At 65.5% G+C, this 8,304-nt stretch carries 4 protein-coding genes; 2 read left to right on the forward strand and 2 right to left on the reverse strand.

What is annotated here, in order from left to right:
* Both G4L39_RS11490 and G4L39_RS11495 read left to right on the forward strand, forming a co-directional pair.
* The coding region (locus G4L39_RS11490; protein WP_205880975.1) for a DUF4153 domain-containing protein at window positions 1–615 on the forward strand (615 nt) is incomplete at its 5' end.
* A 238-nt stretch (window positions 616–853) separates the two neighbouring features.
* Window positions 854–1,534: a CBS domain-containing protein gene (locus tag G4L39_RS11495; protein ID WP_165108329.1), complete on the forward strand. Its 681-nt coding sequence runs from the start codon at window positions 854–856 to the stop codon at window positions 1,532–1,534.
* A gap of 318 nt (window positions 1,535–1,852) precedes the next feature.
* On the opposite strand, the gene rbsK is transcribed toward G4L39_RS11495, so the two are convergent.
* Window positions 1,853–2,818: a ribokinase gene (gene rbsK, locus G4L39_RS11500; protein WP_165108330.1), complete on the reverse strand. Its 966-nt coding sequence runs from the start codon at window positions 2,816–2,818 to the stop codon at window positions 1,853–1,855.
* Between the two features lie 253 nt (window positions 2,819–3,071).
* A complete protein-coding gene (locus tag G4L39_RS11505) occupies window positions 3,072–6,956 on the reverse strand; it encodes an immunoglobulin domain-containing protein (protein WP_165108331.1) in 3,885 nt (1,294 codons plus the stop codon).
* Window positions 6,957–8,304: the final 1,348 nt, after the last annotated feature.

Genomic DNA, 8,304 nt, shown 5'->3' on the forward strand with positions numbered 1-8,304 from the left:
AGGTGGCCGGCCTTGGTGCCGGGGGTGGTTTGGTTGGGGGGAGCGATCCTGGATCGGACAAACCGGTTGGGGTGGAACGTGTATCGTGGGTTGTCAGGAATGTTACGGGTTTGGGTTGGGTGGATGATGGTGTCGGCGGTGCAGAGGCTGGGGTTGTATGTGGGGTTGTTTGGGTTGACGGAGAGCCGGGTGTACGCCGGGGCGTTTTTGGGGTGGGTGGCGGCTGCGATGGTCTGGTTCGGGGTGACAGTTTGGCGGGGTCGACCGGAGCGGTTCCTGATCGGGGTTTGGCTTGCCGGGCTGGTGTGGGTGCTGGTGGTGGGGGCATGCAACCCACAGGGTTGGGTGGCGCGGGTGAACCTGGCGCGGGCGGCGCGGGAGGGCCGGCTGGATGTGCGATATCTGGCGGGTTTGGGGGCGGACGCGGTACCGGTGATCGTGGAGGCGTGGGATGGGTTGAGTCGGGGACAACGGATGGTATTGGAGGAGCAGCTGCTGGGGCGGTGGCGACGCGCGGCCGGGGATTGGCGTTCGTGGAATTACGCCCGCTGGCGTGCCAGCCGGGCTGTGAGAGCTTTGCCCAACGAGGCTGCCGGAGTCGGGCCGGAGGAATGAGGTCAATGCCCGGTGGCGTCAGGGATGCGCACAGGGGACGGGGCCATCGGGTTTTGTTGGCGGGAAGACCGGGCGACGGTGCGGTTCTGCAGGGTGGCATGGGGCGTGGTGGGGCTTCCCGGGCTTCTGGAACGGGGTTGGATGTCTGCTAGCCTCGAACCTGAGGCGGCGCCCAGATTGGACCCCGGATTTCGTCGGCCTTGCGGGGATCCGCAGCTGACGAAGTTTTTGAGCCGGGATGGACCTGGGAGCTTTGCCAAGACGGATCGGGGACCGGGGTCGTGAGCTGTGGCAGCGATGGCCGCGGCGGACCCGCGCTGTGGTGCACGCACCCATCACGGGGTTGCTGATCGTGTTTGAGATGACCCACGAGTTTGCTCTGGTACCGGCGTTGATGGTGGGGGCACTGGTGAGTCAGGCGATCAGTCGGCGGATGTCGCGGCACAACTTTTATGACGCGCTGTTGGTGCAGGACGGGCATCGGCTGGAACACCTGGTACCGCCGTGGGATCTGCGGGAGTGGCAGGAACGGCCGGTCACCACGCTGATGACCCCGCGGCCGGTGGTGGCGACCTCGCTGGAGGCGGAGGCTTTGAGGAAGTTGCTGCGATCCCATCCGTACGAGCGGTTTCCGGTGATGCTGGAAGGGCGGCTGTCCGGCGTGTTGACGCGGCAGGAGGCTGAGACGGCATGGAAGGAACGGAGGCCGCCCCGGTTGCAAAAGGCCTTGGTGTGTGGCCCGGCCACGAGCATTCGGGAGGCGCAACGGCTGTTGCTGGATTCGCCGTTGGGGATGTTGGTGGTGTGCGACGGATCGGGCCGGGTTCCGGTGGGGATCCTGACGCTGCATGATTTGTTGCGGGCGCAGATAGCGTGGGCGGAAGGCACGGCGTTGCCGGAGGGCTTGGGAGGGTTTTAGGCCAGGTTGGGCCGTCGGCGTTCCGGGAGGCGACCCGGGGCCCAAGGCCGGTCCACGCTGTCTGGCCGTGCGGAAGCATGATCGCGGTCTGATGCCGCTGATGCAGGCGGCACACAGACCGAGGTTCGAAGTGACCCCGGCTGATGGTGCTTTCGGCGGTCACACCCGCGCGGTAATGGAGCGGATTGCCACCCGGAGTTTGTGGTTCTGGAGCGGCGGATTGCAGGGCGCGGGGGCGTGAAGGTTTCGACTTTTTCAGTCGCCGGGATGGCAACGTGACCCGTTGAGTGCCGGTGTGTCGGTGACGGGGATTGGGGGTCAGGCCTGCTGGCGGGGAACCGAATGCGCGGATGCGGGAGGATGTTCGTGAAGGAACCGTTCAATTTCCGCGCGTGTGGGGGCGGAACGTTGGGCACCGAACCGCGTGACGGAGATGGCCGCGGCGGCCTGGGCAAAGTGGACCGCTTCCAGCAGGGGCCGTCCCTCCGTCCACGCGACCGCCAGCGCACCGCAGAAGACGTCGCCGGCGGCAGTGGTATCCACGGCATGGACGCGGTGGGCGGGTAGGTGCTTGTGCAGGCGGGGCGCGTCCAGAACAACCCCCTGGTCGCCCAGGGTGACGATGACGTGGGCGACGCCCTTGTGCCGGAGTCGAGCGGCGGCACGAATGGCGGTGTCGGGATCGGTAACCTCGATCCCGGTCAGTGCGCCGGCTTCTTTTGCGTTGGGGACGAGGAAGGTGATATGGCGGAACCAATCGGTGGGGATGGGCCGGGCGGGCGCGGGATTGAGAAGGACCGGCACGCGGTGGTGGGCGGCGAGTTCGAGGGCACTCTGAACGGCCGGCATGGGGATTTCGAGCTGGATGACCACGAGACGCGCCGAACGGAACGCAGCAGCGGCGTGATGGACGTCCGCCGGGGTGAGATGTGCGTTGGCGCCGGGGGCCACGGCAATGGAGTTTTGGCCGTCGGGTGCCACAAGAATCAGGGCCACGCCGGAGGGGTGTTGCCGGTCCGTCACCACGTAGTCCACATGGATGCCCTCCTTGCGGAGACCTTCGAGGGAAAGTCGGCCGAAGGCGTCATCGCCCACGCGCGCGACGAATGTGACTGCCGCTCCGGCGCGGGCGGCGGCCACGGCCTGGTTGGCACCCTTGCCCCCGGCAACCGAGGCGAAATCCCCGCCCAGGACCGTTTCTCCGGGCGCCGGCAGCCGGGGCACCTTGACCACCAGGTCGGTGTTGGAGCTCCCAATGACCAGGATGTGTGGCTTCGTGGGCATAATCCCGGAACAGTTGCGTTCAGGGGCGGGGCAGGTTTGGGCATGGACGGTTGTCGCATCACAAACAGTTGCCCGGCCTTCCTGACGGTTCACCCACAATACCCGGGATCCGATCGGATTGCCAGCCGGAGCGTGATTTGTCGAAGGGGCAGACCTCCCGGGCTCATCACGGCAGGGCCGGCTGCAGCATGGCTCTGTCCTTTCCAGTTCGTCCGGATTTGGCCCGTGCCCATCGCATTGGCAGGGTGCCGGATCACCATTCCAGCCGCAGTCGGTAGAACCTTTGGTTTTCAGCGGCCGGGACGGTGAGGGCTGGCTCGGAGGGCCACTGCCATGGTCTCCAGCGTTGTACTTCGGTCCACTCGGTCAGGTTGGTCGAAGTTTCGAGGATGCCCGTGACATCGGGCACGGTATGGGACCATGCCAGTTGCCACGTGCCCGTTTTTATGCTTCGGATGAGGTGCAGTTGCGGGGGGAGGACCACTGCCACGCGCACGGGCGCGCTGGTGACTGCACCGCCGATGTTGCTGGCTACGAGGCTGTACCAACCGGTATCGCCCGGCTGGAGGGCGTCCCAGCGAAGCAGTCCCTGAGTGGCTCCGGGCAGTGGCTCGCCGTCCTTGAGCCAGAAATACCGGACCGGCCAGGCACTGACAGCGCCAAGGCTGAGCCACGCGCTTCGGCCGGCGGGGTGGATCAAACGGGCGACCGCGCCTGTCAGCACGGGTGGCGTGGCAACCTCACCCGTGAGCCTGAGTTGAAAATAAAATCGGGCTGACTGGGTCTGCACAAGGCGGGCCACGCCGTGCTGCCGCAATTGGCTGCGTTCCTCCGCGCTCAACACCCGGTTGTAAAAGAAGACCTCGTCTGCAGCAAAACCGCCCAGGGGACCGGTTCGACGCAGCAGCCGGACGGGTTCCCTGCCGGGTGCGGGTGGTTGAACGGGCACCGAGGTGACGGGCCCGCCGTCCACCTGGATGGAGGCGTTGGTGCCGTCAAACCACGCCACCACGAACCGCCACTGACCGGAGACGGTGCCCGAGGTGGGGTCCTGCACTTCGGTGGTGCCCAGGCGGAATCGGTAGCGGTTGAGTCGCGTGCCGGTGTAGTACAGGGCCCATTCATCCGGCTTTTCAATGGCAATACTGGCGGGGTCATCGCCGGTCTGTTGTCCAAAGGCAAACCACCCACCGACCGTGAAGGGTCCTTGGATCTGAAACGCTGGGCTGTCAGCGGTTTCCAACCAGCCCTGAGCACCGGCATTGGTGACCGCCCAACCTGCGATCCCGGGCACGAGTGCAGGACCCGCGCCCCGAAGGGTCAGGGGATGCCCCTGCAGCTCATCCTGTCCCCAGCCGTCCGGATCATCAAAACTCCACCAAGCCACCGGGGGATCATCAGCGACAAAACGGTGGAAAGTGACAGCGAGGGTGTTCCAGCCGGGCACAAGGGCCTCGGCGGGAATCGGGACGCTGACGGGGTCGGCGTCGGGCGGCGCCGGAGCCGTGGCGGGGCCCCAGGGCGGCTCGGTGCCTTCGGGCACGCCTGATGTATGGACCCTGTGGCCGTTGAGGTAAACGGCCACGCCATCGGCAGCCACGACCTGCAGAGTGGGGGTCGAACCAGGACGCCAGTGAGCGTAAAAACCGGTCCGAAGGGCCATGGTGGGAGGAAGCCTGGCGTGGCGGGGATCAAGTACGGTGACAAGGTTCGAGCGGCCAAACCCCAGTGGAGCCTGGAACACGGTCCAGTCGGAGTCGTCAAACCCGGCAGAGAGCCAGTCGTCTGGCGGAGGCGAGGGATCGAGCCAGACGGACCAGGGTTGGACGTTGGATACCAGGGTCCGTGTGGACCAGAAACCGGCAACGATCACGGTGGCGACCTCGCTGGTGACACTGCCCTGAGCATTCCACACGACCACGGAGTAGTTTCCGCTGTCGGCGGTCGTTACACGTCCCAGGTCAAGTGCGGCATTTGTGGCGGTGGGCTGCGACAGAGGCTCTCCGTCCCGGTACCATTGGTAACCGAGGACTTCCTCGGGAACAGCGGCGACGGTCAGGACCACGGACGCACCTTCCGGAACCACCCGACCCCGCGGTTGCTGCACGATGATGGGGGCCCTGGACCATGTGCCCCACACGCGGGCGAGTCGGCTGGTGAGGGCGCCCCGGCTGTTGGCGGCAACCAGGTAATAGACGCCCTCCGCCTCCGGCCCGAAGGATTCCACCACCAGGTGCCGGTTGGTGGCCCCGGGTATGGGCTGGTGGTTCAAGAACCACTGATAGACGGGCGGCGGCCAACCGAGGGCTTCGCCCGACAGGACGCAGCGCTCGCCCGGACCCGCGGCCCGGTCAACGGGCTCGGTCACCCACCAGAGACGGCCGTCCTCCGCGGCCTCAATGGCTTCGGCCAGGGCTCTGCGCGCGTTCAGCATGGCGGGCACGTCCATTTGAACGCGTGAGACGTGGGGAACCATGGCCAGGGCATTGGAGAGAGCCCATCGGAGCTGGTTCACGATGGGGGACTCCGGTCCGTGTTCGTGCGTGGCGCGTTCCAGCCATTGATCGGCCAACCAGAAATACTCAAGGTCTTCCAGACCATCCCGGACCTGCTCGAGGCGGAGCGTGGGCAGCGGCGCCGCGATCACCGGCTGGGACGGCGGTACGCGTGTGGGTGGATACACAAGGACACCATCCCCGTTCGCCGGTGACCAATCCCAGGTCCGGGTGACTTCCCACGGATTACGCCCCATCCACATGTTGATGGCGTAATAGAGATCGCCAGTGACGCCGTGGACTTTCTGCGCCCAAAACCGAATCCGATGAGCCACGGCCGGGTGATCAATAAAATAATTGGGATAGGGTGCCGTAGGTGCCACAGCCACGTACCACCAGAGTTCCTCGCCCAGGGCAGGCCGGTTGGTAAAGCGCGGCGTCACAGCAAGGTGGGCCATGGGAGTCCAGATATCGACCCGCCCGTTGAGCGAGGTGTCATAGGGTTCGGCAGGGGGGGTGTTGAAGGTGAGAAGTCGCTGGAGATCCGGGGCGGCGGCCCGCAGGGCATCCATGCCGGTGATGATTTCGTTGAAACGGGGGCCCTGGGGTTCATCAGCCCAGTAACAATAGGCGCGGTCCATCCAGCCCCGGAGTCGCAGGTGGTGCCCGATGCGGTCCATGAGTTCGGAAAACCGCACAAACCAGTTGGTGCTGTAGGCATAGTACCCGCCCAGGGGGTTGGGGAAGGGCGGGGACTTGTGACCAAACAGGTTGAAGGCGTTGAAGCCAAATTCATCGAGGTAGCGGCTCATGACCGCGTCGAAGGGGCCAAAATCCACGTTCAGGGTCCCGTTCGTATAACTCCACGTGATCGGCGCGTACAGATGCGGTGAATAGGGGGCGATGCGATACCGACGGTACATCTGCATGTACAGGTCCCAGGTTTGCTGTCGTTGTTCGGGTGTGGCCAATCGGTGCCACGTGGGATCCACGTGCACATCCGAGTAATACGCGGTCCGGGTGTGAGTGGCCTCGGGCAGGGTGAAGTCGAAGACGCGAAGTTGGAGCGGTACCTGGACGGGCGGATCCCCTTCAAACTCGAGTTCCAATGCGCCGGTGTAGAGGCCTGCCGGCGTGTCTGGTGGGATGAAAAGGGTTATGAAAACGGGCTGATGGCGGTCGGCGGGCAGGGCCAGGTTCGGGGAGAAAGGTACCAGTACGTCGGGCCAGTCACCGGCTGCGCCCCAGCTGTCACTGGGAGCAAGGACCGGCACGTACTCGACCACGTGAATCGTGCAGGGGAAGTCCCGGATGAGATCGGACCCGTCCGGGGCGTTTCCGGTCCAGGGACCGACCCGTAGAGCCTGCAGGGTGAGGTCAGAGCGGGGACAAATCACCAACTGGAAGGATTCGTACTCGTTGCGGGCGGCCTCCAATGCCACGGCGGCGGTTGGGGCGGTGGGCAGAGCGCGGTCCCGGGCCACCTTGCGGGCTGCCTCGCACCACCACAACCCCAAATCTTCCGGGGCGGGGAGACGGTAGCCGAAGTCCTGGTGCCGGATTTCGGGTACCGCACTGTCGGCACGAACCCAGGAGCAGACCCAGGCCAAGAACAGCAGGAGAAATCGTGGAAGCTGGTGCATGGTTCGCTCGGCCAATTTACCCCTGCAAATTCGTGCACAGGTTGAGGGAGCGTCGTTTTGGACGTCAATCCCGGAGGTGCGGCGACATGGCGGAGGGCCGCATCCCAGTGGGTGATTGCAGGTTTGGGTTTGTCCCGAACTTGATGACCGGCCGGTTGAAGTGCGTTGGAACACACCCTCGCAGCGGTCTCCTGGCCAGATCCGGGTAAAGTACAAGTGCGGCTTTTAGGATGTTTCCGCGCTGCCCGGCCGGCCGGTCCGTGGTGTTATGAGGTCGGTGGGTGAACATTGGAGTCATCCCGACCACGGAGGTACGACCTGGGTCGAGCCCGTCCGCGGCTCGTAGGATCATGGGCCTCCGCATGGGGCTACCCGGGAGGCGGCCGGGACCGCGGCTTGTGAAGACCCGTCGGAGACCGCGTTGTCTCCCCTCGAAAAGCCCGGGGCTGTGCAGGACGGACCTGGTTAACAGGCCGAAAAATAGCTGAGACATTTGAGCTGAAGGGTGTGGGAGGCGTTTGAGGACTCTGCGCGGCAAGGCGCAAGCTCAAGCTGACTTTGTCACCATCCCAGACCTCAACGCCACAGCCCATCGCATCATCCGCTGCGCACGGTCAACCGCCAGGTCGACGCGAACCTCGAAAACTCTCCCCTCTTCGAGGGGCTTTGTGACCCGGGGGCGCCCGGGCATCCCGCCCGACGAGACCGGCGGTGTCGTCGCGGCCCGCAACCGGCGGGCACAGAAGACTGTGCCCCTCCCCGGCTATCGCCAGATGGAAGGCACCCTGAAGCATCCGCCAGGACGGGCGGGACGGCGTCTTCACGGTTCCCGGGAATACGCATCCACCGCCGGTGGTGATGCCAGCGTGGTTGGGTGCACGACCCCCCGTGTTGCAGCGCCAAAGGGCCGCGGGAGTCCCTCCTGGCCAGATGACCGCCTTGGCGTTGCATCGTTCGCTTCCGGCCTTGTCCGTGCTGAATCTCTGCGTCCTCTGTGTATCTGCGGTTCCTTTCCTCTGTACCTCTGTGGTCAGGGTGTAGAGGTTCGGTTGTCGGGGGCAACTGCTGAGCCGGTTACGGGCTCACTCAAGGGATCCGGAAGCGGGTGGAGAAGATCGTGGGCGGGATCAAGACGGTGGGGGCTTGCGGCGGAGTCGGTGGGGGATGCGAACGGACGCTGGAGTGGGGGCGGCTTTGTGGTGGGTGCCTCCAATCTGCTGCGGATGGCGCGGTTGCTGAGCCCGGGCGGGGTGGGATGAGGTGCCCGTGGCGGGCTGCCGGCTGGCCAAGCGGGTGCAGTCACGCCGGTGGCGCTGGCGAAAGAGCCGGTACGAGTGGCGGGGGGGGG

This window comes from Limisphaera ngatamarikiensis, from assembly GCF_011044775.1.
In the GTDB taxonomy this organism is placed as follows: Bacteria; Verrucomicrobiota; Verrucomicrobiia; order Limisphaerales; family Limisphaeraceae; genus Limisphaera; species Limisphaera ngatamarikiensis.